At 38.4% G+C, this 24,078-nt stretch carries 27 protein-coding genes; 1 reads left to right on the top strand and 26 read right to left on the bottom strand.

What is annotated here, in order from left to right; genetic code table 11:
* Positions 1-118 precede the first annotated feature (118 nt).
* The 3 genes from FG384_RS02950 to spoIID all read right to left on the bottom strand — a co-directional run bounded on the left by FG384_RS02950 (position 119) and on the right by spoIID (position 2,096).
* The gene (locus FG384_RS02950) at positions 119-394 is read right to left on the bottom strand and encodes a sporulation transcriptional regulator SpoIIID (RefSeq protein WP_142641072.1); all 276 of its coding nucleotides are present in this window, start codon (positions 392-394) and stop codon (positions 119-121) included.
* A gap of 69 nt (positions 395-463) precedes the next feature.
* Positions 464-1,123 (bottom strand): M23 family metallopeptidase, encoded by a 660-nt coding sequence (locus FG384_RS02945; protein WP_142641071.1) that lies wholly within the window; start codon positions 1,121-1,123, stop codon positions 464-466.
* A gap of 10 nt (positions 1,124-1,133) precedes the next feature.
* Positions 1,134-2,096: a stage II sporulation protein D gene (gene spoIID / locus FG384_RS02940; protein WP_166462360.1), complete on the bottom strand. Its 963-nt coding sequence runs from the start codon at positions 2,094-2,096 to the stop codon at positions 1,134-1,136.
* Positions 2,097-2,339: 243 nt separating this feature from the next.
* Here spoIID and FG384_RS02935 point away from each other — a divergent pair, with 243 nt between their 5' ends.
* Positions 2,340-3,287, top strand: coding sequence for a nuclease-related domain-containing protein (locus FG384_RS02935; protein WP_166462359.1), 948 nt, complete (start codon positions 2,340-2,342; stop codon positions 3,285-3,287).
* Positions 3,288-3,709: 422 nt separating this feature from the next.
* Here the strand turns inward: FG384_RS02935 and murA are convergent, their stop codons facing one another.
* From murA to prfA, 23 genes are all read right to left on the bottom strand, one after another.
* Entirely contained in the window at positions 3,710-5,005 is a 1,296-nt protein-coding gene (gene murA, locus FG384_RS02930; protein ID WP_142641068.1) for a UDP-N-acetylglucosamine 1-carboxyvinyltransferase, read from the bottom strand.
* Positions 5,006-5,330: 325 nt separating this feature from the next.
* Positions 5,331-5,567 carry a DUF1146 family protein gene (locus FG384_RS02925; RefSeq protein WP_142641067.1) on the bottom strand — a complete coding sequence of 79 codons (237 nt, stop codon included), beginning with the start codon at positions 5,565-5,567 and terminating at the stop codon, positions 5,331-5,333.
* Between the two features lie 64 nt (positions 5,568-5,631).
* Positions 5,632-6,036, bottom strand: coding sequence for a F0F1 ATP synthase subunit epsilon (locus FG384_RS02920; RefSeq protein ID WP_142641066.1), 405 nt, complete (start codon positions 6,034-6,036; stop codon positions 5,632-5,634).
* Between the two features lie 24 nt (positions 6,037-6,060).
* The gene (gene atpD / locus FG384_RS02915; RefSeq protein ID WP_142641065.1) at positions 6,061-7,476 is read right to left on the bottom strand and encodes a F0F1 ATP synthase subunit beta; all 1,416 of its coding nucleotides are present in this window, start codon (positions 7,474-7,476) and stop codon (positions 6,061-6,063) included.
* Positions 7,477-7,509: 33 nt separating this feature from the next.
* The gene (gene atpG, locus FG384_RS02910) at positions 7,510-8,370 is read right to left on the bottom strand and encodes an ATP synthase F1 subunit gamma (RefSeq protein WP_142641064.1); all 861 of its coding nucleotides are present in this window, start codon (positions 8,368-8,370) and stop codon (positions 7,510-7,512) included.
* A gap of 45 nt (positions 8,371-8,415) precedes the next feature.
* Complete coding sequence (gene atpA, locus FG384_RS02905; protein ID WP_142641063.1) at positions 8,416-9,924, bottom strand: F0F1 ATP synthase subunit alpha; 1,509 nt, start codon at positions 9,922-9,924, stop codon at positions 8,416-8,418.
* Between the two features lie 27 nt (positions 9,925-9,951).
* Positions 9,952-10,488 (bottom strand): F0F1 ATP synthase subunit delta, encoded by a 537-nt coding sequence (locus FG384_RS02900; RefSeq protein WP_142641062.1) that lies wholly within the window; start codon positions 10,486-10,488, stop codon positions 9,952-9,954.
* Positions 10,485-11,009, bottom strand: coding sequence for a F0F1 ATP synthase subunit B (atpF, locus tag FG384_RS02895; RefSeq protein WP_142641061.1), 525 nt, complete (start codon positions 11,007-11,009; stop codon positions 10,485-10,487). The genes FG384_RS02900 and atpF overlap by 4 nt, the downstream gene beginning before the upstream one ends.
* Positions 11,010-11,139: 130 nt before the next feature.
* Entirely contained in the window at positions 11,140-11,364 is a 225-nt protein-coding gene (gene atpE / locus FG384_RS02890; protein WP_142641060.1) for a F0F1 ATP synthase subunit C, read from the bottom strand.
* 66 nt (positions 11,365-11,430) lie between these two features.
* Positions 11,431-12,141 carry a F0F1 ATP synthase subunit A gene (gene atpB, locus FG384_RS02885; RefSeq protein WP_142641059.1) on the bottom strand — a complete coding sequence of 237 codons (711 nt, stop codon included), beginning with the start codon at positions 12,139-12,141 and terminating at the stop codon, positions 11,431-11,433.
* A 26-nt stretch (positions 12,142-12,167) separates the two neighbouring features.
* Positions 12,168-12,542 carry an ATP synthase subunit I gene (locus FG384_RS02880; protein ID WP_142641058.1) on the bottom strand — a complete coding sequence of 125 codons (375 nt, stop codon included), beginning with the start codon at positions 12,540-12,542 and terminating at the stop codon, positions 12,168-12,170.
* A 6-nt stretch (positions 12,543-12,548) separates the two neighbouring features.
* Positions 12,549-12,767: an AtpZ/AtpI family protein gene (locus FG384_RS02875; RefSeq protein WP_142641057.1), complete on the bottom strand. Its 219-nt coding sequence runs from the start codon at positions 12,765-12,767 to the stop codon at positions 12,549-12,551.
* A gap of 272 nt (positions 12,768-13,039) precedes the next feature.
* Complete coding sequence (gene upp, locus FG384_RS02870; protein WP_142641056.1) at positions 13,040-13,669, bottom strand: uracil phosphoribosyltransferase; 630 nt, start codon at positions 13,667-13,669, stop codon at positions 13,040-13,042.
* Positions 13,670-15,605: 1,936 nt separating this feature from the next.
* Positions 15,606-16,841: a serine hydroxymethyltransferase gene (gene glyA, locus FG384_RS02865; protein ID WP_142641055.1), complete on the bottom strand. Its 1,236-nt coding sequence runs from the start codon at positions 16,839-16,841 to the stop codon at positions 15,606-15,608.
* Positions 16,842-16,861: 20 nt separating this feature from the next.
* Positions 16,862-17,407 (bottom strand): TIGR01440 family protein, encoded by a 546-nt coding sequence (locus tag FG384_RS02860; protein WP_142641054.1) that lies wholly within the window; start codon positions 17,405-17,407, stop codon positions 16,862-16,864.
* A 26-nt stretch (positions 17,408-17,433) separates the two neighbouring features.
* Positions 17,434-17,874 carry a ribose 5-phosphate isomerase B gene (gene rpiB / locus FG384_RS02855; protein ID WP_142641053.1) on the bottom strand — a complete coding sequence of 147 codons (441 nt, stop codon included), beginning with the start codon at positions 17,872-17,874 and terminating at the stop codon, positions 17,434-17,436.
* Between the two features lie 96 nt (positions 17,875-17,970).
* Entirely contained in the window at positions 17,971-19,281 is a 1,311-nt protein-coding gene (locus FG384_RS02850) for a methyl-accepting chemotaxis protein (RefSeq protein WP_142641052.1), read from the bottom strand.
* Positions 19,282-19,283: 2 nt separating this feature from the next.
* Positions 19,284-19,724: a low molecular weight protein arginine phosphatase gene (locus FG384_RS02845; protein ID WP_142641051.1), complete on the bottom strand. Its 441-nt coding sequence runs from the start codon at positions 19,722-19,724 to the stop codon at positions 19,284-19,286.
* A gap of 59 nt (positions 19,725-19,783) precedes the next feature.
* Positions 19,784-20,287, bottom strand: a complete 504-nt coding sequence (locus FG384_RS02840; RefSeq protein ID WP_142641050.1) for a manganese efflux pump MntP — start codon at positions 20,285-20,287, stop codon at positions 19,784-19,786.
* A gap of 169 nt (positions 20,288-20,456) precedes the next feature.
* Positions 20,457-21,485, bottom strand: a complete 1,029-nt coding sequence (locus FG384_RS02835; protein ID WP_142641049.1) for an L-threonylcarbamoyladenylate synthase — start codon at positions 21,483-21,485, stop codon at positions 20,457-20,459.
* Positions 21,486-21,553: 68 nt separating this feature from the next.
* Complete coding sequence (locus tag FG384_RS02830; protein ID WP_142641048.1) at positions 21,554-22,087, bottom strand: stage II sporulation protein R; 534 nt, start codon at positions 22,085-22,087, stop codon at positions 21,554-21,556.
* A gap of 44 nt (positions 22,088-22,131) precedes the next feature.
* The gene (prmC, locus tag FG384_RS02825; RefSeq protein ID WP_240793330.1) at positions 22,132-22,989 is read right to left on the bottom strand and encodes a peptide chain release factor N(5)-glutamine methyltransferase; all 858 of its coding nucleotides are present in this window, start codon (positions 22,987-22,989) and stop codon (positions 22,132-22,134) included.
* Positions 22,982-24,061 (bottom strand): peptide chain release factor 1, encoded by a 1,080-nt coding sequence (gene prfA, locus FG384_RS02820; protein ID WP_142641046.1) that lies wholly within the window; start codon positions 24,059-24,061, stop codon positions 22,982-22,984. The genes prmC and prfA overlap by 8 nt, the downstream gene beginning before the upstream one ends.
* Between the last annotated feature and the right edge of the window lie 17 nt (positions 24,062-24,078).

Below are 24,078 nucleotides of genomic sequence, written 5' to 3'. Positions count from 1 at the left end.
GACATTTGTAAGGTGGTTACAATTACCTAGATTAATAACTAGATTTGCTGTATTTGCATCTGCGTGGGATAAAATCCTTCTAGCATTATATGAGGCAATAAGAAAAAGCCGTGATTAGTTACAAATCACGACCTTTCCCATCTTCCTTTTTTGTTTTCCATTTTCGTTTCGTTGCTTCTCCACCTCGCAAATGCCTGACCGATTTGTGATACGCAAGTATTTCTTTGACTTCTCTTGCTAATTGCGGATCAACTAAATGGAGTCTCTCTGTCAAATCCTTATGAACAGTACTTTTAGAGTGACCGGTTGTGCTCGCGATGGCACGGACAGTTTTCTTTGTTTCAATAACCATTTCACCTAAACGTATGCATCTATGACGTATCGTTTCGTGCACTAACTCTTCCTTTCGTTAGTAAAGGAACACTTTTCATCACTTTATGCATTCGTATAAGCTTTTATGAATTTAAAACGCTAACAATGATTCCGGATTAACTAGAACGCCTTCTTTTAGTACTTCAAATTGCAAGTGAACACCAGCAGTAGGATTGTACTCATTTTCTGTTGCTGTACCAAGAGCTTGTCCTTGATCTACTTGATCTCCTGCTTTTACTAGAATGCCAGTGACAGAGCGATATTTTGTTTGCATACCATCTACGTGAGACAAGACAATTTCATCCCCCATAAATGGATCTAGATTTACTTCTTCTACTTTTCCACTCATTGCTGCTACTACTTCGAATGGTTCGCCATTCATCGACAACGATACACCAGTACTTGCTTTATATGTTTGATCAAATACAAGTAAGGATTTTTCACGTGTCGCTTCGTCAGCTTCCATGTCGTAAAAATGCTGTACAATCTCCATACTGTCTAGCAGAGTTTCCTTAAAAGGATATTTCATTGATTCTGCTTGAGCATTAGTTTCGATTGTAACCTTGTCGGGGTCTTTTCCGGCGTCGGTCCATTTCGATTCTCCAGCCGTGTCAGTGTCTACATACACATTGTACCCCCAAATCATTCCAATGAATGCTACCGAAAATCCCGCATAAATTAGTGGCCAAAACCATGGTTTTTTCGGATTTTTATTCTTCTGAGAAGGCTTGTTTGATTGTTCTTCTCTCATTTTCATCACCTCAATTGCTATTCTTTGCATTTGTAGGAGATTTTAAACATGCTGAGAAACTTTTTATTTCTGTACCTTTATAATAATGAAGTAGAATGTCATGGGCCCCTACCGAATCGTTAGCTAACACTTCAGCACCGTATTGGCTCATACCTACACCATGTCCATATCCAACTGTTTCTACTACAACCTTTTCTTCTTGAAATGAAATCTTGAAATCTGTGGAAGGTAGTCCAAGTAAAGTTCGCACTTCTCTGCCTGTCCAAGTTTTTCCTACCATTTCAATAGACTTAATTCGGTTGGAGTCTGTTTTCGTAAAACGATATGTTTTTGCTATACCTTCTGTCCATTTAAGTCCAAAAGCATTTGCCCATTCCTTTTTCGTAAATTCAAATTGTTTATTAACGTTTGGCGCATACAATTCTTCTTCTTGACTCGGAACGGAAACTAAATAGGGAATCGAATATCCACTATAATTCTTTGCGCTTTCTGTTTGCCCATTACTTGTTGAAAAAAACATTGCAGTAATAAGTTGATCTTTGTATACGACTATTTCTCCTTCTGTGGATGCTACAACTTTTTTGAGTTTTTCTTCGTATTCTGGGAAGGAAGCCCCCCACCTTTTCTTACGTTCTTCCTCACTCGCATACACTTGCTTTTGCACCGTCTTAGAAATTGCCTTGTCCCCGTAATTCGTCTCTCGCAACACATACGTCCTAGCAGCTATAGATTGTGCCTTTAAGGCCTCCTCATGGAATGAAATCGGCATCTCCGCAGCTACTACTCCTAGTACATATGTTTCGAGAGGAATACTCTTCTGTTCCCCCTTTACTTCAATTAGTATTGGACAATCTACTTCTACGTCTAATTTCAATTCGGGTGCATTTTTTGTGTCATGCTTTTCTTTGATCAATAAAAACGGTAAAAACAAGAGGCCAATGCAAATTAATAATAAGAGGATGTTTTGTTTCATAGGGGTAATATATGCGAGAAGCGGATTGATAATGAGAGATTTAGTTTCTAAGTTACAAGTAAGAGAACACATATTAATAATTTTAAACAAATACATAAATTCAATTTTATATCAATAATAGAGAGCAAAATTGAGTTTTTAAGTGCAAAATTCAATTTTGAAACTTATTAATTCATTAAAATTTTGTTTTAAGCATTTGAGTATAATTTTACAGCTATGCTAGTCTTTACTCGAGGTGATAGTATGATAGCGAAAAAATATTCCGTTTCACTTTATTTTGATGCGCTTCGAGCACTACATAAACGATTACCGAAGAACCATTCAAAATTTTTCATGATTCAAAATGAATACCGGCAAAAAGTAGCTGGCGAACTAGGTGAAGAAGCAGTTATGCAAGTCATGGGGCAAGTAAAATTGCCATACAAATTTTATGTTTTTCACAATCTATCTTTATACTCTGAATCTCTTTTTCAAATGGATGTATTAATTATCAGTCCATATTACGCTTTAATTTTTGAAGAAAAAAATATAAAAGGAGAGATTACATTCACAGAGCAACAACTCACTCGAAAACTAGATACGAACGAGTCCCATTCCTTCGATAATCCAGTCATTCAACTAGAGGAATACGAATATCAACTGAATCTACTCTTTCAAACAAGAGGTATCTCTATCCCAATTTATAGTGCCTTGGTGTTTGCTTTTGCATCAAGGTATATTAAAACACCTCCAACTCATAAAACCGTTTTGTTTCGAAAAGGAATTAAACCTTTTTTAAGGAACATCAAAACGGGCACTCCACTATTAACAGAAGAACAGCTTAATACTCTAAAAAATGATATTTTACATGCAAACGAAGATTTTAATCCATTTCCCTTATGTGAGCACTTTCAAATACAGCCAGAATCTCTTATCAAAGGTGTTGAATGCGTTCAGTGCGGCTTCATCGGAATGAAAAAAGTAAAGCATAACTGGTTCTGCCCTAGATGTAAAATCTATCATAAAAGAGCTCATGAACAATCTTTAAAAGATTATTTCTTAATCTGCAAAAGCACAATGTCTAATATGGAATGTCAGCAGTTTTTACAATTAAACAATAAGCATGAAGCAACTCGAATATTAAAAAATGAAATGCTACTTAAAACCGGTCGATCTAGAAACACAAAATATAGTGCAATTTTTTTGAAATGAAATTTGCAGTATATGGCTGTTCGAAACCAATTTAGCTACAAACGAGACCAAATCTAGTTTAACCGAGACTAATTGAACCATATTCGAGACCATTACCCGTCAATTTGAGACAGAACTACAAATCCACTCTCTAAATGCGCAAGCACCTTTCCTGCCTCCAGGAGCAAACTCTATTGCCTGCCCAGGAGCAACTCTAAAAACCGGTTGTTCTAGAAACACAAAATATAGTGCAATTTTTTTGAAATGAAATTTTACAGTATATGTCTGTTCGAGACCAATTTAGCTACAAACGAGACCAAATCTAGTTTAACCGAGACTAATTGAACCATATTCGAGACCAAGCCCCCTTAAATCGAGTCCAAACCAAAAATTCGGACAAAAAAAGCACCATGCATGTATGTTTGCATGGTGCTTTACATATATTATACAAGTTGAATTGACTTTTCTGAGCTTTCTGTACCGATACGTTCAATATCCGCACCTAGTGCTGCAAGTTTTTTATCGAAGTTCACGTATCCACGATCTAAATGATATAGTTCTGTTACGCGAGTTATACCTTCTGCTACTAGACCTGCAATAATTAACGCAGCTGCTGCACGTAAGTCCGTTGCAGCTACTTCCGCACCTTGCAAGTTAGACGGTGATTCCATAATAACAGAGCGACCTTCAATTTTCATATTACCGTTCATTCGACGGAATTCTTCCACATGCATAAAACGGTTTTCGAATACTGTTTCCGTAATGATACCTGTTCCATGAGCCGTCATCATTAACGCCATCATTTGAGATTGCATATCTGTTGGGAATCCAGGATGTGGCATCGTTTTAATGTCCACTGACTTAAGTGGACCAGTAGAACGCACACGTAGTCCTTGTTCTTCTTCCGTCACTTCTACTCCCATTTCTTGCATTTTAGAAACTAGAGCTGTCATATGTTCTGGAACTGCATTCTCAATGAGTACATCGCCTTTCGTGATTGCTGCAGCAACCATGAATGTACCAGCTTCAATACGATCAGGAATAATGTGATGTTCAGTACCGTGCAACTCGGACACACCTTCAATACGAATTGTGTCTGTACCTGCACCTTTTACCTTTCCACCCATTTCATTTATGAAGTTAGCCAAATCTACTATTTCTGGCTCTTTGGCAGCATTTTCAATTGTTGTAATACCATCAGCTAGAGCAGCAGCAGTCATAATATTTTCAGTAGCTCCAACACTTGGAACGTCTAAATAGATTTTTGCTCCTTTTAAACGACCATTTGTTTTTGCCTCCACAAAGCCATGTCCGAAAGAAATTACTGCACCCATAGCTTCGAAGCCTTTTAAATGTTGATCAATTGGACGTGAGCCAATTGCGCAACCGCCTGGAAGTGCAACACGTGCAAATCCATTACGCGCTAAAATTGGGCCCATTACAAGTATAGAAGCACGCATTTTACGCACATACTCAAATTGGGCTTCACTTGAAAGTGGCTCCTGTGAATCAATAATTACTTCATTATCTTCCGGACTATACTTAACTTTAGTATTCAAGCTTTTTAAAACTTCATTTATTGTCAAAACGTCTGCAAGTGTTGGCACGTCTTTTATAGTATTTATCCCTTTTGTGGCAAGTAAAGCAGCAGCAAGTACTGGTAGAACAGCATTTTTCGCACCCTCTACACGTACTTTTCCTTTTAAAGTTTGACCGCCTTTAACAACGATTTTATCCACTTCTTTCCCTCCGAGTTCATTATCCTCATTTGCGTATATAGATGAATTATATGTGATGTCATTATTAGGAATTCAAAACAATATACATCATACAATGAATTTCGACTATATACAAGCATCTAAAACACTATTTTTAACGGTAAATTTACCGTTTTTTGTTCCTATAGTATACGTAATACCCAGTCTTTTCGTGTAGATAATCTTAAATTACCCCAGTGTGCTTAACATAAAACCTATTCGACAGATTATTTCCTAGGAAATATGAGGAGATTCTACATGCTCATACAAACTTAACCATTATTTGCATCAGCATATAGAATCTATTTTATTCAAATAAGAATGGTAGTTGATTTGACCAGGCAGTTAGATTCAAAAAGAAACTAGCCACAGAAGATCCAATCATGATACTAGCCAATATAAAGAATAACTGAGCTTGGAAAACATGATTTTTTTTGATGAATTTTTCCACCATAATAGCTCTTAATGCATAAAAGGAAATACCTATAAAAAATACATTTGCTAAAATTGCAATAATAGCCTGTTGTCCTGTTAAAAAGCTCATTTTCAACCTCCTCACATGATAAAAAACGGGCAGAACTTGTTCTGCCCGTTGATAATCATACAAATTAAATGTTACCCTCATAAACGTTGATACGATTCATCGCACGTTTCAAAGAAAGTTCAGCACGACTAAAATCAGTCGTATCTTGCTTACCTTGAAGACGTTCTTCTGCACGTTTCATCGCTTCTTTTGCACGAGCTAAATCGATACTTGAAGCAACTTCTGATGATTGTGCTAAAATCGTTACCTTTTCAGGTCGAACTTCCACAAAACCACCGTTTACTGCTACGTACTCTGTTTTTCCATCTTTTTTCAATTTAACTGCACCGATTACAAGTGGCGCAACCATTGGAATATGGCCAGGTAAAATACCGATTTCACCGGATGCTGTTTTAGCGATAATCATGTCTACTTCAGAATCGTATACCGGGCCGTCGGGAGTGACAATATTGACTGTAAGTGTCTTCATATTTTTACCTCCTGGTCCGATTTATTATACTTCTACGCCCATGCTTTTCGCTTTTTCAACAACCTCTTCAATGCGTCCAACTAAACGGAATGCATCTTCTGGAAGGTGGTCATATTTTCCTTCAAGAATTTGTTTAAATCCTTGAACTGTTTCTTTAACTGGAACATATGAACCTTTTTGACCTGTAAATTGTTCTGCAACATGGAAGTTTTGAGATAGGTAGAACTGAATACGACGAGCACGGTTAACCGTTAGCTTGTCTTCGTCCCCTAATTCATCCATACCTAAGATTGCAATGATATCTTGAAGCTCTTTATAACGTTGTAAAGTAACCTGTACTTGACGAGCTACTTTATAATGCTCTTCTCCAACGATTTCTGGTGAAAGCGCACGAGAAGAAGAAGCTAAAGGATCTACCGCTGGGTAAATACCCATCTCAGATAATTTACGCTCTAAGTTTGTTGTCGCATCTAAGTGAGCGAAAGTTGTTGCTGGAGCTGGATCCGTATAGTCATCGGCTGGTACATAAATCGCTTGGATAGATGTAACAGAACCAGTATTAGTAGACGTGATACGCTCTTGCAATTGACCCATTTCTGTAGCAAGTGTTGGTTGGTAACCAACGGCAGATGGCATACGACCTAAAAGAGCCGATACCTCAGAACCTGCTTGTGTGAAACGGAAAATGTTATCGATGAATAAAAGTACGTCTGCACCTTGCTCATCACGGAAATATTCAGCCATTGTAAGACCAGTTAAAGCTACACGCATACGTGCACCAGGTGGCTCATTCATTTGACCGAATACCATTGCTGTTTTCTTAATAACGCCAGAATCGCTCATTTCATGGAATAAGTCGTTTCCTTCACGTGTACGCTCACCAACACCAGCGAATACCGAAATACCACCGTGTTCTTGTGCGATGTTGTTAATAAGTTCTTGGATAAGAACTGTTTTCCCTACTCCGGCACCACCGAATAGACCGATTTTACCACCTTTAATGTATGGAGCAAGAAGGTCTACTACTTTAATACCTGTTTCAAGAATTTCAACTTCTGTTGAAAGATTTTCAAATGTTGGTGCTAGACGGTGAATTGGATCACGACGGTCAGCTGTAGAAATCTCTTCTCCTAAATCAATAACCTCACCAAGTACGTTGAATACACGTCCAAGTGTAACGTCACCAACTGGAACAGAAATTGCTTTACCAGCATCTGTTACATCTGCACCACGCTTAAGGCCATCTGTTGAAGCCATTGCGATCGTACGAACAGAGTCGTCTCCTAAGTGTAAAGCTACTTCTAACGTTAACGTAGTAGGCGCTTCGTTTGGACGTTCAATCGCTACAGTTAATGCGTTATAAATAGCTGGTAATTGGCCGTTGTCAAACTTAACGTCAACAACTGGACCCATTACTTGTAATACTTGTCCTTTGTTCACTACTGTTCCCTCCTGTCTTACTTTTCTTCCAGACTATTCTAGAGCCGCTGCTCCGCCAACAATTTCCGTAATTTCTTGCGTAATTGCCGCTTGACGTGCACGGTTATAAACTAATGTTAAATTACTAATTAATTCAGACGCGTTGTCTGTCGCACTCTTCATGGCAGACATACGAGCAGCATGTTCACTTGCTTTTCCATCGAGTAAAGCACCAAAAATAAGGCTTTCCGCATACTGTGGAAGTAACACTTCTAGAATTGCTTCAGCTGAAGGCTCAAATTCATAAGAAGCAGTTGTGCCCATTTCTACTGCAATATCCGTAAGTGGCAGTACCTTTTTCTCAGTAACTTCTTGAGAAATGGCACTGACAAAGTGGTTGTAGTACATATAAAGTTCATCATATGTACCATCCGTGAACATACCAACAGCTTTCCGCGCGATTTCTTTAATGTCAGCAAAAGAAGGCTGATCTGGTAATGCAACTACAGATTCAATAACATTCGAACCACGTTTCACGAAGAAGTCGCGTCCCATACGTCCAATTGCAAAAATAACATAATCATCACTAGAAGTGTGTCGCTCGTTAATCGCATTTGTAACAGCACGTAAAACGTTACTGTTGTATGCTCCAGCTAAGCCACGATCCGAAGTGATTACAAGGTATGCAGTCTTTTTAACAGGACGTGATGTTAACATTGGATGTCCGCTATCATTTGTGCCTGTTGCGATTGCAGCAACTACTTCCTGAATTTTCCCCATATATGGAACATATGCTTTCGCATTTTCTTCCGCACGGTTCAATTTAGAAGCAGAAACCATTTGCATTGCTTTTGTAATTTGACTCGTTTTCTTTGTTGACGTAATTCTGCTTTTTATATCGCGTAATGATGCCACTGGTATTTCACCACCTTATCGTTTTATTTCACTTAGACTTTAGAATTATTCAGATTTAGCGAAAGTCTTTTTAAATGCATCAATTGCATTTGTTAAGTCTTCATCTGAAGGAAGAGCTTTAGTCGTGCGAATATGATCTAAAACGTTTGTGTGGTTTGTATCTAACCAGCTATATAACTCTGCTTCAAAGCGACTGATATCTTTAACTGGGATATCATCTAAATGGCCACGTGTTAGAGCATATAAAATCATAACTTGTTTTTCTACTTTAATTGGAGAGTTCAAGTCTTGTTTTAATACTTCTACAGTACGAACACCACGGTTAAGTTTCGCTTGAGTTGAAGCGTCAAGGTCAGAACCGAATTGAGCAAATGCTTCAAGCTCACGGAATGCAGCTAAGTCAAGACGTAGTGTACCCGCAACACTCTTCATTGCTTTAATTTGAGCTGATCCACCTACACGGGATACGGATAAACCAGCGTTGATCGCTGGACGTACACCAGAGAAGAATAAATCAGATTGTAAGAAAATTTGACCATCTGTAATCGAAATTACGTTTGTTGGAATGTAAGCAGAGATATCTCCCGCTTGTGTTTCAACGAATGGTAATGCAGTGATTGAACCTGCACCTAAAGTTTCATTTAACTTCGCAGCACGCTCAAGTAGACGGCTGTGTAAGTAGAATACATCCCCTGGATATGCTTCACGACCTGGAGGACGTTTAAGAAGTAATGAAAGTTCACGGTAAGCAGCAGCTTGTTTAGATAGATCATCATAAACAATCAGTACGTGCTTTCCTTCGAACATGAACTCTTCACCCATTGTTACACCAGTATAAGGAGCTAAGTATAATAATGGAGCTGGTTGAGATGCAGATGCAGTTACAACGATAGTGTAATCTAATGCACCTTTTTTACGAAGTGTTTCTACAACGTTACGAACAGTCGATTCTTTTTGACCGATTGCAACATAGATACAAATCATATCTTGGTCAGCTTGGTTAAGGATTGTATCGATCGCAACAGTAGTTTTACCTGTTTGACGGTCACCGATAATTAACTCACGTTGACCACGTCCGATTGGTACAAGTGCGTCAATCGCTTTAATACCTGTTTGAAGTGGTTCATGAACAGATTTACGTGCCATAACCCCTTGTGCAGGACTTTCGATTGGACGAGTTTTTGTAGTTGCGATAGGACCTAGTCCATCAACTGGTTGGCCAAGTGGATTAACAACGCGGCCAATCAATTCTTTACCAACAGGAACTTCCATAATACGGCCAGTTCGACGTACTTCATCGCCTTCTTTGATGTCTGTGTATGGTCCAAGGATAACGATACCAACGTTGTTCGCTTCCAAGTTTTGTGCCATACCTAACACACCAGTTGAGAATTCTAAAAGTTCTCCAGCCATGACGTTGTCGAGGCCATGAGCAAGAGCAATACCGTCACCAATTTTGATAACTGTACCCACGTCGCTAACTTTCATCTCAGATTCATAATTCTCAATCTGCTGTTTAATCAAGACACTGATTTCTTCAGCTTTGATGCTCATGTATGTCACCTCTCTAAATTCATAATATTAACCGATCAGATTACGTTTTAAACGATCTAATTTTGTGCTTAGACTGCTATCGTAAATGCGGTTTCCGATTTGAACACGTACTCCACCAATAATAGATGGATCTATAATGTTTTCAATACGTAAGGATTGTTTTCCTACATTTTTTGCAAACACAGTCGAAATGTTAGTACGCTCTTCTTCTGTTAATTCGCGAGTTGAATATACTTTCGCTTCTGCAACACCTTGTGCTTCGTTCGAAAGTGTCATAAATTCTTCGATGATTAATCCGACTTCGCCTAATCTTTTCTTATCAATAAGCACTAAAAGTGTATTGACGACGATTGGATTTGCGTTTGCGAAAATTTGACGAATAAGCTCTTTTTTCTTGTCTAGAGAAAGCTTTGGAGAAGTGAATAATTCCTTCAATTCCTTATTACCATTCCATACAATTTTAAGCTCACGTAAATCTTCTTCTACTGAACGAAGCTCGTTTTTTTGTTGTGCTAGTTCGAATAAAGCGATTGCGTAACGTTTTGCTGCAGTTGAATTACTCAATTAACTTCGCCTGCCTTCGCAATCGTTGCCTCGATTAGCGCACGATTATCTTCTTCCGAAACTTCTTTTTCAAGAACTTTGGACGCTGCAAGTACTGATAGTGAAACGACTTCTTCACGTACTGCTGCAATCGCTCTTTCTTTTTCTGTATCAATTTCACGGATAGCAGATTCTTTCAAACGCGCAGCTTCTGTACGAGCAGTCGTAATAATTTCTTCACGAGATACTTCGCCTTGCTTCTTCGCATTTTCTACAATCGCTAATGCTTCCGTACGAGCTTCTTTTAATAAGTCACGTTGTTCTTCAAGTAGACGCTCAGATTCTTGGCGGCTATTTTCAGCTGCTTCGATTTCGCTTGCGATCAACTCTTCACGTTGATTCATAATACCCATAAGTGGACCCCATGCTACTTTCTTCAACAATACTAAAAGTAGGACGAAGAAAAATAATGTAGCTAAGATATCCAAAATATTTAACCCATCATGGCCACTCGCGCCAAGTACAAGGTAATCAAAAAACACGATTGTTTCACTCCTTTCAAACGCTATTAAGAGAACTTGCTTCTATATTGTAAAGTTGTGTTCATTGTTTTCTAATTCATAAATAGAATGGCGGATAGAAACCCGCCATTATAGACTTATTAAGATGTTCTTATTTGTTTAATACGATGAATGCGATAACAGCTGCGATGATTGGAAGTGCCTCAACTAATGCTACCCCGATGAACATAACTGTTTGTAAAGCTCCACGTGCTTCTGGTTGACGAGCGATACCTTCTACTGTTTTTGAAACGATTAAACCGTTACCAATACCTGCACCAAGTGCACCTAAACCGATTGCTATAGCTGCTGCTAAAAGACCAACTGAACCTACCATTGTGTAATTTCCTCCTTGGAATGTTGTTTTTTATTTATTTCTGCTTAGAATTTCTAAACAGTTATATTAATGGTCTGTCGACACTTTGTGCGACATATAAACCATTGTTAACATAACGAAAATGAACGCTTGGATTCCACCGATAAATATGGAGAAACCTTGCCAAGCCATTGCTGGGATAATTGCTCCAACAAAGCCAAAAATGCTAGATGTTGCTAAACCTGCCAGTAATCCTAATAGAACCTCACCTGCATAGATGTTTCCGTAAAGACGAAGACCGAGTGTCAACGTGTTTGCAAATTCTTCAATAATTTTCAAAGGTAATAGGAATGGAAGCGGCTTTAAGTAGTCTTTTCCGTATTCTTTAATACCCTTCATTTTTATACCGTAATAGTGCGTTAATAGAAGAATCATAACTGCAAGTGTCATTGCAATCGTTGGATCTGCTGTAGGGGATTTCCACCAGAGCACACCATCGTACGATATGGAAAACGGAAGACCTAATAAGTTTGCTACTGCGATAAACATAATTAATGTAATTCCAAGAATATGGAATCTTCCACCTGTTTGCCAATCGAAGTTACTTTTGATAATCCCTTTCACGAAGTCCATAATCCACTCCATGAAATTTTGCATACCAGTTGGCTTTAGTTTCAAGTTTCTTGTCGCAATAAACGCGATCAAAAATACAATTAGTGTAGTAACAGCAAGCATTAAAATGTTTGACCAGTTACCATACATTCCTAGAAACTCAAATGTGGGATTTGCATGTTCCACGATTCATTCACCTCTCTTTCACATTCTCATAGTTGGTGTCTTGCATAATACATAATCCGTTCTACTAAAAGTAGAACATAGGGAATCATTAAACCGATAACTGTGCTTATGAGATGAAAGTACTCAGGCATGGCAAGTGCTATTGCAACAGCTGCAACACCCGAAGCAAATCGGAATGTTGTACCGAGACCTGCTCGTCCTTTTTCACCAGATAACACACGATCAAATTTCTCCATTCTACGTACTAGAATCCAGAAATTATACAGACCAAATAAAGAACCGAGGGCTAATCCTGCAAAAATTGTCGAATACGGGGTAAATCCCCAACCTAGCACACATACTGCTAGCAAAAAAAATATGTACTTTTTCTGCTTCGTATAGATACGTTGCATTTCTAGCATTGGTCTTTAGTCTCCTGAATCATATTTTCGAATGGTAGTAATCATTGCAAACACACCGACTGAAAGGCCAGTTAGTAGGCAAATTACTAAAAAAATTGGAGTGGTTCCATAAGTATCATCCATCCACATTCCTGTGAATATACCTATTAAAATAGAACCTACAAGCTGTGAGAGAATCGCAGTATACATTGCTATCCCTTGTAATGGACGTCTATTTGGACGCATAGTGAATCTCCACGTTTTTCCTTATGAAGTAAAAACTGTGAATCTAGTAGAAAGTTGATACGACAAGTGTTTCAAGCATGAAACCCCTATCATGATTATCCTTTGTAAGCATACAATAGGGGCAAAATGATGTCAATTAGTAGAAGTGAAAAACTTCACAATTAGAACACAATTGACATGTTATCGACAAATTTAAAAAACTTTCTTTTACGTGATAAGTTCGTCACTTCTAAGTTAGAAAAACGAAAACCACTTTCGCTAATGAAAGTTTCTTACTTCGTTCCGAATAAACGGTCTCCAGCATCACCTAAACCTGGCACAATATAACCATGGTCATTTAACTTTTCATCCAAAGCAGCAATGTAGATATCTACATCTGGATGTGCTTTTTGTAATGCTTCAACGCCTTCAGGAGCAGCAATTAAGCACATAAATTTAATATGTATAGCTCCGCGTTTTTTCAATGAGTTCACCGCTTCTACTGCTGAACCACCTGTTGCAAGCATTGGATCCACTAAAATAAAATCGCGCTCTGCAACATCTGCAGGAAGTTTCACATAATATTCCACTGGTTGTAAAGTTTCTGGATCACGATAAAGCCCAATATGCCCTACTTTTGCTGCTGGGATAAGCTTTAAGATTCCATCGATCATTCCAATGCCTGCACGTAAGATAGGAACAATCCCAAGTTTCTTTCCAGCTAACACTTTCGATTTTGTTAGTTGTACAGGAGTTTCCACTTCTGTTTCCTCTAATGGTAAATCACGAGTAATTTCAAAGGCCATTAAAGTCGCAACTTCATCTACAAGTTCACGAAATTCTTTTGTTCCTGTGTTTACATCGCGAATATATGTAAGTTTGTGTTGAATTAGGGGGTGATCAAATACAAATACTTTTGGCATGTTGTTTATCTCCTTCTCGATTTATTTGCAATTCTATTAATTATAACAAAAAACGTTGGTTACATACTAGTAATCCCACGTTTTTAATATTGCGTCTATTTACCCCAACGCCATCGGTTTGTAAAAAAAAAATACTTGACCTACAAGGACAATGAAAGTTTATCGCAATGTACAACTACTATATTACCCAAAAGGTAATACTCCAATTCGAAAAAATAAAAAACCACTAAAGTGTATCTTGTCTTCATCTTTTCTAGCGTGCTTTGGACAGCATGTCAGCCCGGATAAGTTTTAAGAGGGACGGGAAGTAACAAGCCACTAGTCCTTATAATCAGCTTTGTTAGACGGAGTTGTAGAATACCTCAATAGATTAGAAAATCGTTAAAACGACTCCCTTTCCGCGGGCGTTGCCTCAGACTCCTCGCCTTGCTCCGGGGTATTCGACTAACGCTGTTCCCGCAGGAGTGTCGCCTTTTTTAACGATTTTCTAGAAATGAAAAAGTCTCTATCATTCGAAGGTGCCAGATGGGCTTGTCCAATATCCTAAAAGATTAGAAAATCGTTGGAACGGCTTCCTTTCCGCGGGCGTTGCCTCACCTCCTCGCTTTGCTCCGGGGTCTTCGGCCAACGCTATTCCCGCAGGAGTGTTACCTTTTTCAACGATTTTCTAGAAATGAAAAAGCCTCTATCATTCGAAGGTGCCGGATGGGCTTGTCCAATATCCTAAAAGATTAGAAAATCGTTAAAACGGCTCCCTTTCCGGAGGTCACTGAAAAAGTCACTTTTTTTCAAAAAATAAAAACGAAATCCCATAATTCCTTCACTTTTTAGGGTGTTTATGGGGACGTCATGCCAATTTTGATACAAATATACTTCTCAAGTGGTGACTTTATTTTCTGAATTTTGGTTTTTCAGTGGCCTCCCTTTCCGCGGGCGTTGCCTCAGACTCCCCGCCTTGCTCCGGGGTCTTCGACTAACGCTGTTCCCGCAGGAGTGTCGCCTTTTTTAACGATTTTCTAGAATTGAAAAAGTCTCTATCATTCGAAGGTGCCAGATGGGCTTGTCCAATATCCTAGTAGATAAGAAAATCGTTGAAAAGGCTCCCTTTCCGCGGGCGTTGCCTCAGACTCCTCGCCTTGCTCCGGGGTATTCGACTAACGCTGTTCCCGCAGGAGTGTCGCCTTTTTTAACGATTTTCTAGAAATGAAAAAGTCTCTATCATTCGAANCCAGATGGGCTTGTCCAATATCCTAAAAGATTAGAAAATCGTTGGAACGGCTTCCTTTCCGCGGGCGTTGCCTCACCTCCTCGCTTTGCTCCGGGGTCTTCGGCCAACGCTATTCCCGCAGGAGTGTCACCTTTTTCAACGATTTTCTAGAAATGAAAAAGCCTCTATCATTCGAAGGTGCCGGATGGGCTTGTCCAATATCCTAAAAGATTAGAAAATCGTTGGAACGGCTCCCTTTCCGCGGGCGTTGCCTCAGACTCCCCGCCTTGCTCCGGGGTCTTCGGCTAACGCTATTCCCGCAGGAGTGTCACCTTTTTCAACGATTTTCTAGAAATGAAAAAGTATTTATTCTAAAAATAGACAGTTTTCCAGTTCCCTCAAGCGAATCGAAGGAGGAGGCTTGTCGCTGACCCGCGGAAAGCGAATGCTAAAGCGCTAAATTCTCGTAGCGGCTATTTGTATAGATAATTTGTTGGAATTATGAACCCTTTCAGCCCCTTACAAGTCTTTCCTAATCCTAGTAAAGTACTATAAACCCTGGGTTCATAGTACATCGATTTTATATTTTTTCTTATCTTTTTAAAAAAGCTTCCTATATAATACAACAAACTTTCCACTTGCCTTTTCTCCTCAATAGAAGTAGCTATCTAATTTCATAAAAAGAAGCTACCTTCTATAAGAAGATAGCTTCAATTCCATACTGTTCTATTAATTGTATAGTGGGAATTTATCAGTTAATGCAGCAACTCTATCTTTCGACTCTTTTAACACCGCTGCATCTTCATGGTTTTTCAATAGGTTCGCAATAATAGAAGCAATTTCTTTCATTTCTTCTTCTTTAAAACCACGAGAAGTAACTGCTGGCGTACCTATACGAACACCAGAAGTGATAAATGGACTTGCCGTATCAAATGGAATTGTATTTTTGTTCACTGTGATACCAACTTCATCCAGTACATGCTCAGCCACTTTACCAGTTAATCCTAAAACAGAAACATCTAGTAGCATTACATGGTTATCTGTACCACCAGATACAATGCGGATACCTTCAGATGTTAAACTGTCAGCTAGTGTTTTAGCATTTGCAATAACTTGTGCTTGATAATCTGTAAATTCAGGTTTTTGAGCTTCACCAAATGCAACAGCTTTAGCAGCGATAACATGCATTAATGGTCCACCTTGAATTCCTGGGAAAATTGTTTTATCAATCTTTTTCGCAAACTCTTCAGTCGTAAGGATTAATCCACCACGAGGTCCACGTAAAGTTTTATGTGTTGTAGAAGTTACAAAATGTGCATGTGGAACTGGGTTTGGATGAAGACCTGCAGCTACTAAACCAGCGATATGTGCCATATCAACAAATAAGTAAGCTCCTACTTCATCTGCTATTTCACGGAATTTAGCGAAATCAATTGTACGTGAATACGCACTAGCACCAGCTACGATCATTTTTGGTTTGTTTTCTAATGCGATAGCACGAACTGCCTCATAATCGATCATTTCTGTTTCTTTATCTACTCCATATTCAATGAAGTTGTATTGAATTCCACTAAAGTTTACTGGGGAACCATGCGTTAAATGTCCACCATGTGACAAGTTCATCCCTAAAATTGTGTCTCCTGGTTGTAAAGCTGTCATGTATACTGCCATGTTCGCTTGTGAACCAGAGTGAGGTTGTACATTTGCATGTTCAGCTCCAAAAATTTCTTTCAAACGATCACGAGCAATATCTTCTACAACGTCTACATGTTCACAACCACCATAGTAGCGTTTACCAGGGTAGCCTTCTGCATATTTGTTTGTCAGTACGGAACCTTGTGCTTCCATAACTGCTTCAGATACGAAGTTTTCTGATGCAATTAACTCAATATTTGCTTGTTGACGCTTCTTCTCCGCTAGCATAGCTTCGTATACTGCTGGATCTTGTGATAAAATTTTCTCCACTATTTGTTCCTCCTCCAATATCATCCGTAAAATGCACGTTCTCCGCCAATTAGCTTTGGACGTGTTTTCGCAATCGTAACGATCGCTCCCCCAATTTGCTTAATGGACACGCGAATTGGCACAGCTACAGGTTGTAATTGCATGCCAATAAGGGTTTGTCCTATATCAATGCCTGCATGTGCTTGGACATGCTCGACAACTACAGGGTCTTGAAATTGAGTGTACGCATAAGCAGACATCGAGCCGCCTGCGCGAACAACTGGAATAACGGCAACTTCCGGTAATCTATATAGCAGTTGCGTTTTTCTTTCTATAGTTAATGCTCGGTTTATATGTTCACAGCCTTGAAATGCCAAATGAACTTTATTTCTCTCGGCAAATGCTTTCAATGGTTCGAATAGCACTTCTGCTACTTCTAGACCACCTGCAGTTCCAATTTTCTCGCCAATAATTTCAGAGGTTGAACAACCAATGACGAATAAGTCATTCTCCTTTAAAAAAGCTTGTTGCTCTACTTCATGTAGAAGCTGTTCTATTTGGTGTTTCCACAAATTTTTTGCTTCCATCTGAAATCCCCTTCTCCTTTGAGAAATTATGCGTTTTCGATTTCTGAAATTTTTTCAACACGGCGCACGTGTCGGCCACCTTCAAAATCTTGAGCTAGCCAAGTCGCAACGATTTCTCTTGCAAGTCCTGCTCCAATTACTCGTTCCCCCATCGCAAGGATGTTGGAATCGTTATGACATCTTGTAGCTTTTGCAGAAAATACATCATGCACTAATGCACATCGGGTACCTTTTACTTTATTTGCTGCAATGGACATTCCAATACCTGTACCGCAAATTAATATTCCACGATCAAACTCTCCTGCTGCAACACCTTCTGAAACTGGCTTAGCATAATCTGGATAGTCGACTGAATCATCGTTTTTTGGACCAAAATCCTCGTAGGTATGTCCAAGCTCCTCTAGTTGCTGAATAATTTCCTTGCGAAGATTATTACCACCATGGTCGGAAGAAATAGCTATTCTCAACTCGTTCCCTCTTTTCTGTATCATACTATAATTCATCATACCATTTTTCAGATTAAAAAAATACAATTCACACGAAGTGAATTGTATTTGAAGAGACTAATTTGACGAATTTCTGTCAAATTGCGAAATAACCTTGAATAATTCTTCCGATTCTTGCTTTAATCCGAACGATAACTGCTCAATTTGCTCTATTGATCGTGCTTGTTCATCAGTAGCGCTTCGCACTTCTTCTGCTCCCGCTGAAGTTTCTTCTGCTATTGCGGCAACCTCCTGTGATTGTCGTGCAGTACTTTCAATATTAATTAATTGCTTCTCTATTAATGTTGAAATTTCTACAACGGCTTCAGCCATATCGTGGATTTTATTGGACATACCTTCGACTGCCTCATTTGTCTCCGATACACGTTTTGCTTCTCCAACCGCAAAGCTTACCTGGTTCGTCATTTGATGTACAACTGTTTGTACGTCCGTTTGAATGGCAAGAATAAGTTCCGATATACCTTGAACTGCTTTTGCACTTTCATCTGCAAGTTTACGAACTTCTTCAGCCACGACTGCAAATCCTTTTCCATGCTCTCCTGCACGAGCTGCTTCAATTGAAGCGTTTAGTGCAAGTAAATTTGTTTGTGCAGCAATATCTCCGACAAGTTGAATAATACTCTCTACTTTTCCTGCGTTGTCTTCTAGTTGATGCACGTTTCCAAGAGCAGCTTCACTTCCAGAAGCAATTTTTTGAATGCCATTAACTAGTGATTGAATGACTTCCGTAGTTTGTGCTAGCCCCTGGATCATTTCTTTCGATTGGACAGAAGAATTCTCTGCACGTTTATTTACTTCAGAAGCAAGTACTCTTACATCTTCTACTGATTCAGCAGTTTCTTGTACTGCAACAGCAGATTGTTCTGCTCCTTCTGAAATTTGTGCAATCGTATGTGCAATCGCTTCGGCTTGTTCAGAAGCTACAGACGATTCTTTCGATAATTGTTGCACGGTGATATTCGTTTTTTCGAAGTTATCTTCAATACTTTGAACCATTTCTCTTAAGTTCACAAGCATCGATTGGAATGCAATTGCGACAGACTGAATTTCGTCTTTTGACTTTGGAACATTCACGTCCACGCCAATTTTCCCTTTTGAAGCAAGCGTTGCCACTTTTTCTAAATTATATAGAGGTTTAATAATTAGTCCGCTGAAAAAATATGCAAGTATCGCTGACCAGATAATTCCTAATGCATATGTAGCGATTTCAAATTGAATTGATGCATTTACATTTTCAAAAAACACTGGAACATAATGGATAAAAATTGCACTTGATGAGTAGGTAATAATAGCTAAAACGGTGACGAATAATACAATTTTCTTTTGTAATCCGAATGAGTGTCTTTTCTTTTTTTCTTTCTCTCTCATGCCTAATCCCCCTGAAGTTTTTTCACTAGTTCATCTGTTAATGCATTTAATTCTACAAACGTGCTTTCATATGTACGTAAATCTCCACCATATGGATCTGATACATCTTGTACATTTTCTGGTGTTACAAACTCTTTGTACATATACACTTTCGATATTGCATGTGGAAATGCATGAATAATTGCTTGCTTATGGGATGCAGTCATCGTCAATATGATATCCGCCCATTCCACGTGCTGTACTTCTAAAGAAGCTGATTCATGTACAAATGGAATAAACGCATTATCTAATACTATTTGCCCATTTCTTGACATACTCCCCCCGTTTAAGGCATAAATACCTGCTGAACGAACTTCTACATTTTCTAGATTACGAGCTTTTAGAATTGCCTCTGCCATCGGACTTCTACATGTATTTCCCGTACAAACAAATAAAATTTTCATCGTTCCATTTCCCCATCTCTAGTATATATTAAAAAGTCCTATAAATGATTTAAAATTTGTTAAATATTTCGTAAAGTTATAATTCCCATTAAAAATAAGAGGACTCCTGCTAATTTCAAAATGATAACTCTATTCATTAAAGAATGATTAAATATTATTTTTTGAGCAATAAAAACTGCAAAAAAAGAAAATATGCCTGAACTTAATATAAATAAAAGTTTTTCCACTTTAAGCATACCAAACGAAATACTTACTGAAAAGGTGTCAATGCTCGCGACAATGGCTAGAAGAAAAGGAGAGAATAGCGGAACTTGTTTAGGAGATTGTGTCAGAATCATTTGCAGCCCTACTAAGGTAAGAAGAACTCCCGATAAATAAGGACTCGCATGCTCTAAGTAATTTTGCACGATTGTCCCCGCATAATATCCGATTAAAGGAAAAAGCATATGTAATACTGCCACCCAAGCAGCTAGTGTAAAGATTTGTTTTCTATATGAAACAAGTGAAAATAATATAAGAACATCTACAGACATTAATGCGCCTGCTAATATTTCACGCCACAAAAAAATCTCCCCCGTCCCATTTGCATAATTAACTATATGCAAAGAAATAAGAGAGAATACAATAATTTACTTAGACCGTTTCAAATCGCTTTCATTCTACGTTAGCCAAAAAAGCAGTGTTTGTACATTAGAAGAGTATCTGTGATATTCGTCTTCGATATTATATTCCTTAGATCTTATACCAATTTCCATTTGCCGCTTTTTCTAGACGATTCATAATTGCGGTTCCAACACCTTGTTTAGAGAAAATAGGAACTAGCACTAAATCTGCTTCTGTTTCATCACAGCTTCTAAGAGCTTCGTATAAAAGGTGAGCCGCATCTTCGAGTTGATTTTCTTTTCCTAGCGAAAAAAAGAAATCTACTTCTATCCCATCGAATTGTTCACTTGCAATTAATGCTACTTTTTCATGATTACTATGTATGCTTTTCACTGCATCTTGTACTGCTTGTATAGAGGCATCAATTAGATAAACAGGAGCATTTGGTGCATAATGTGCATATTTCATACCTGGTGCACGAGGAGCTTCTGCATTGTCTGTCGATTTGGATTCATTGACGGGCCCTATTACTTTTTCAAGCATTTCTTTTGTAACTCCACCTGGACGAAGAATTGTCGGAATTTTGGAAGTACAATCTAATACTGTCGATTCTAAACCAATCCCAGTCGCTCCACCATCGACGATGAAAGGTATTTTACCACTCAAATCATGCAAAACATGCTCAGCTTTTGTCGGACTAGGTTTTCCACTTCTGTTAGCACTCGGAGCGGCAACCGGTTGCTTTAAGCGTCTAAGCAATTCCAGTGCTACTGGATGTTCTGGCATTCGAACACCTACTGAATCTAGCCCAGCTGTAACATTTTTTGCAAGTGAATTTGGCTTTAGAGGTAAGATAATCGTTAATGGTCCTGGCCAAAAAGCATCCATACACACCTGTGCTATCTTCGGTATATTAGCCGTAAAAGCATTTAGCTCTTCTTTTTCAGCGATGTGGACGATAAGTGGGTTGTCTTGCGGTCTACCTTTTGCTCCAAAAATTTTACTTACTGCTTTTTCATTAGTAGCAACAGCCCCTAGACCATACACTGTTTCAGTTGGAAATGCTACGGTTTCTCCTGCATTTAAAAAAGCCACAGCTTGTGTATAACCCAACTCTTTTGTGGATAAGTTATCCACACTCACAATTTCTGTTTTCATGTCGTTTTTTCTCCTTTCTACCGTACTTGTCCACAGTTTGTTAGTAACTTTCTGAATTTTGTGGGTAATTATGTGTAAAACTTCTTTTTCAACCATTCCCAAACCCAAAACTTTGGTTTTTCATCTTTTTTTGGTTCTTCCTTATAACAAGCCTTCGGAAATAGTGAACACCACCAATTGTCCCCTCGACCATTTCCGATTGTAATGACAATGGAATCTATATATGATTGCGCTGTAATACCTTGATCCCATACTTTCGGTGGAAATAATGCTAGTCCTGTGGATATACTAATTTTTTCATTTAACTTTTCTGACAATTTATCCACAACCTGTTCTAATTCTACATATGTTTGCTGTGGATTGTTTTCATATTGCATTAAAATAGGCTCGATATTCTTTTTTATTTCATTCTTTATATGTTGATCTTCTATAGTATTGCTATTTGCAACTAAACGAAATCGCATACCTTCAGCTTGATCATTTTGTTGAAATAGGAAAAATAAGCAAAATTGAATAATTAACAGCATCCATACAAAGAAAATAACTGCATCTAACTGTTGCGTAAAACGTGGTACTCTTTTTATCTCGTAATCTGGTAACATGTAACATTCCTCCTTAGGAACATTGTTACCAATAGATTCATAACTTATTCAACGATTGTACAAAAAACAAAACGATTTTTTTGATTAATATCTTTCACTACTTCTACTAAAGCAGTAGGAAACGCTGTTTGAAGCATTTTTTGTACAGCCGGACCTTGTTCATATCCAATCTCAAATCCTATGAAACTAGGTGTATTCATTATAGCTGGAAGCTGTTCTGCCATTTTCCTATATAATTGTAAACCATCTTCTTCTGCAAACAGCGCAAGATGAGGTTCATAGTCAATCACTGTATCTGAAAGTGATACCGCTTCTCTTTTCCCAATATAAGGAGGGTTAGATAACAGAACATCCCATTTTTGATCGGCAATTGGTTTAAGTAAATCGCCTAATTTGAAATCTATTTCTGCATCTAATAGCTTTGCATTTTTCATTGCCACTTCAAGTGCTTTTGGTGAAATATCAGATGCTGTAACTTTAGCGGTTGGCATTTCTTTTTTGATTGTGACTGCAATTGCACCGCTTCCAGTTCCAATATCAGCGATCTGTATGATTTTATTAGTATCGAACAATCTTAATGCACGTTTTTTTACATCTTCTATTAATTCTTCTGTTTCAGGGCGAGGGATTAAGACGTTTTCGTTTACTATAAAATCTCTCCCATAAAACGTTTCCTGTCCAATAATGTATTGAAAAGGACGACCAGTTGCATGCTCCTCCACGTATGCCCAAAATGTTTGGAAGTCTTCTTGGGATATTTCTTCATACATAGCCATCATCAATTCGGAATAATTTTTCTTTAATACATGCTGCAACAAATAACGAGCCACTTCTTTTTCTCGATTATTCTCTTCTAAAAAAGAAGAAGCCCGGGTTAGGGCCTCATAAGTTGTTTTACACATTGGTATCATTCATTCTTTCTAATTTTTCTGCTTGATCCTCCAATATTAATGCATCCACTATTTCATTCAGCTTTCCTTCTAAAATCTGGTCAAGCTTTTGAATTGTTAATCCGATGCGGTGATCCGTCACACGATTTTGTGGATAATTATATGTTCGAATTCGCTCCGATCGGTCACCAGTACCTACGGCAGATTTACGAACAGCATCATATTCGGCTTGTGCTTCTTGACGGAATTTATCCGCAACTCGAGCTCGTAGAATTTTCATAGCCTTTTCTCTGTTTTTAATTTGCGATTTTTCATCTTGCATTGAAACTGTAATGCCGGTTGGTAAATGTGTCATACGAACAGCTGACATGGTCGTATTAACGGATTGTCCACCCGCTCCAGAAGATGCAAATGTATCCACACGTACATCCTTTTCATGGATATCAACATCCACTTCCTCCGCTTCCGGAAGAACAGCAACAGTTGCAGTAGATGTGTGAATACGTCCACCAGACTCTGTTTCTGGTACGCGTTGTACACGATGAGCACCGTTTTCATATTTCATTCTGGAATAGGCATTCGTTCCATTAATCATGAAAATGATCTCTTTGTATCCACCAAGTCCAGTAGGAGAGGATTCCATAATATCAATTTTCCAGCCCTGTGTTTCTGCATATCTACTATACATTCTGAATAAATTCCCTGCAAATAAAGCCGCTTCGTCTCCCCCAGCAGCTCCACGAATCTCCATAATAACGTTTTTATCATCATTCGGATCCTTTGGAATCAATAGAACTCTAAGAAGTTCTTCAAGCTCAGCAATTTGGATCTCCAAATCATTTACTTCTTCTTTTACCATATCACGCATATCCGCATCGAGCTTTTCCTCTAACATCAGCTTTGCGTCATTATATTGACTTTTTGCATCCTTGTATTCACGGTACGCATCTACTGTCGGCTGCAAATCTGATTGCTCTTTTGAATATTCTCTTAGTTTCTTTGTATCGTTGACCACATCTGGGTCACTAAGCAATTCATTTAAATTATTATAACGATCTTCTACCGATTGTAATCGATCAAACATCGAGCTCACCTCGTTCG

The organism is Psychrobacillus vulpis, assembly GCF_006861825.1.
Classification (GTDB): Bacteria; Bacillota; Bacilli; order Bacillales_A; family Planococcaceae; genus Psychrobacillus; species Psychrobacillus vulpis.
This window is presented reverse-complemented; position numbering and strand designations above follow the sequence as displayed.

Coding starts and splice junctions, on each gene's coding strand:
- FG384_RS02880 (WP_142641058.1), bottom strand. CDS start 12,542: ATGCTAGAAATGCAACGTATCTATACGAAGCAGAAAAAGTACATATTT.
- FG384_RS02845 (WP_142641051.1), bottom strand. CDS start 19,724: ATGAAAATTTTATTTGTTTGTACGGGAAATACATGTAGAAGTCCGATG.
- spoIID (WP_166462360.1), bottom strand. CDS start 2,096: ATGAAACAAAACATCCTCTTATTATTAATTTGCATTGGCCTCTTGTTT.
- FG384_RS02835 (WP_142641049.1), bottom strand. CDS start 21,485: ATGAAAACAGAAATTGTGAGTGTGGATAACTTATCCACAAAAGAGTTG.
- atpA (WP_142641063.1), bottom strand. CDS start 9,924: ATGAGCATCAAAGCTGAAGAAATCAGTGTCTTGATTAAACAGCAGATT.
- FG384_RS02945 (WP_142641071.1), bottom strand. CDS start 1,123: ATGAGAGAAGAACAATCAAACAAGCCTTCTCAGAAGAATAAAAATCCG.
- prfA (WP_142641046.1), bottom strand. CDS start 24,061: ATGTTTGATCGATTACAATCGGTAGAAGATCGTTATAATAATTTAAAT.
- FG384_RS02920 (WP_142641066.1), bottom strand. CDS start 6,036: ATGAAGACACTTACAGTCAATATTGTCACTCCCGACGGCCCGGTATAC.
- prmC (WP_240793330.1), bottom strand. CDS start 22,989: ATGTGTAAAACAACTTATGAGGCCCTAACCCGGGCTTCTTCTTTTTTA.
- FG384_RS02935 (WP_166462359.1), top strand. CDS start 2,340: ATGATAGCGAAAAAATATTCCGTTTCACTTTATTTTGATGCGCTTCGA.
- FG384_RS02925 (WP_142641067.1), bottom strand. CDS start 5,567: ATGAGCTTTTTAACAGGACAACAGGCTATTATTGCAATTTTAGCAAAT.
- FG384_RS02860 (WP_142641054.1), bottom strand. CDS start 17,407: ATGGAAGCAAAAAATTTGTGGAAACACCAAATAGAACAGCTTCTACAT.
- atpE (WP_142641060.1), bottom strand. CDS start 11,364: ATGGTAGGTTCAGTTGGTCTTTTAGCAGCAGCTATAGCAATCGGTTTA.
- FG384_RS02830 (WP_142641048.1), bottom strand. CDS start 22,087: ATGTTACCAGATTACGAGATAAAAAGAGTACCACGTTTTACGCAACAG.
- upp (WP_142641056.1), bottom strand. CDS start 13,669: ATGCCAAAAGTATTTGTATTTGATCACCCCCTAATTCAACACAAACTT.
- FG384_RS02875 (WP_142641057.1), bottom strand. CDS start 12,767: ATGCGTCCAAATAGACGTCCATTACAAGGGATAGCAATGTATACTGCG.
- FG384_RS02850 (WP_142641052.1), bottom strand. CDS start 19,281: ATGAGAGAGAAAGAAAAAAAGAAAAGACACTCATTCGGATTACAAAAG.